General features: G+C 63.5%; 1 protein-coding gene. It reads right to left on the minus strand.

The annotated features are described in order from the left end of the window. The coding region (locus tag FPV16_RS25930; RefSeq protein ID WP_227441376.1) for a GTPase at positions 1 to 171 on the minus strand (171 nt) is incomplete at its 3' end. Positions 172 to 452: the final 281 nt, after the last annotated feature.

A 452-nucleotide genomic window follows, 5' to 3' on the forward strand; every position in this document is an offset into this window, starting at 1 on the left:
GGTATCGATGGCGATGAACGGACGGTCGCCGACTCGGCCTTCGCCGTAGTGGCGATCGCGCGTCAGGCCCGGAATATCCGCAACCAACGCGTCACGCGAGCGCGTCAGACGGTTGAAGAGGGTCGATTTGCCGACATTCGGCCGCCCTACAAGGGCAATGACTGGTTTCATGCTTGTGTGCCGCACGCGAATAGCGCCATGGCAAGTTCTGATTGTTGCAACTGCGGTTGGCATCTGCACGGCTGAATGCCTGGTGACACAGATGCAAGACGCCCGCGGAGTACGCGGGCGCAAGTTCGAGGCGGCTCAGCCGCCCCGATGTGATGTGTGTGCCGCCGCAAACCACCCGGCCGCGGCCGCGAATGTTACTTCGGCAGATAGCCGTAGACACCGCCGCCGCGGGTTTGGACGACGAGTGTCTGGCCGACCACCACAGGTGCTGCGCCAATGGC

Source organism: Methylobacterium sp. W2 (genome assembly GCF_020662345.1).
In the GTDB taxonomy this organism is placed as follows: domain Bacteria; phylum Pseudomonadota; class Alphaproteobacteria; order Rhizobiales; family Beijerinckiaceae; genus Methylobacterium.